We start from the raw sequence: 502 nt of genomic DNA, 5'->3' as shown, positions 1-502 counted from the left end.
ATCAGCGACCCCCTGCGCCCGTCCGACCATGTCGACGGCGACGACTCGATCTCGCAGCCGCGCCTCGGCCTCGTCGGCGATTCGGCACGTTCGTCTCGCCCATCCATCTCCCGCTGTGGCTCAACATCGCCCTCGGCGCCGGTGCGGCGCTGGCCAGCATGGAGCGCGGCCTCCGCCTCCGCTATCACTGGATGCTCGACGGCCTCGGCAACTGAGCGATCGGCCACCCGGTCGTTGAGCGAGCGAAGCGAGAAACGGGGTTCTCGTGATTCCGGGCGCAGCCGTCTGGGATGCGCCATACAGAGGTCGTGGCGGGGCGACGATCTGCGGACGGTGTCCCGATCTGCGGGCGCTTTGCGCGAAAGCATCCGCGTATCGGGACGCTGTCCGCGGATCGGGGCAGGCGGATGCTGCGACCCGGGGCTACCTGTCGGCGACCGGGACCGAGGGCAGGCCGCGGGCGGCACGGGCACGGTCGACGAGGTCCTGGATGACGGGGGCC

The 502-nt window shown here is 70.9% G+C and carries 1 pseudogene; it reads left to right on the top strand.

The annotated features are described in order from the left end of the window. Nucleotides 1–215: pseudogene (locus SB660_RS18940) on the top strand (hypothetical protein); the annotation flags it as partial. Nucleotides 216–502 lie beyond the last annotated feature (287 nt).

It is taken from the genome of Bacillus sp. SIMBA_005, assembly GCF_046535585.1.
Classification (GTDB): domain Bacteria; phylum Bacillota; class Bacilli; order Bacillales; family Bacillaceae; genus Bacillus; species Bacillus pumilus.
The sequence above is the reverse complement of the archived record's forward strand: the minus strand, read 5'-3'. Positions and strand labels throughout refer to the sequence as shown.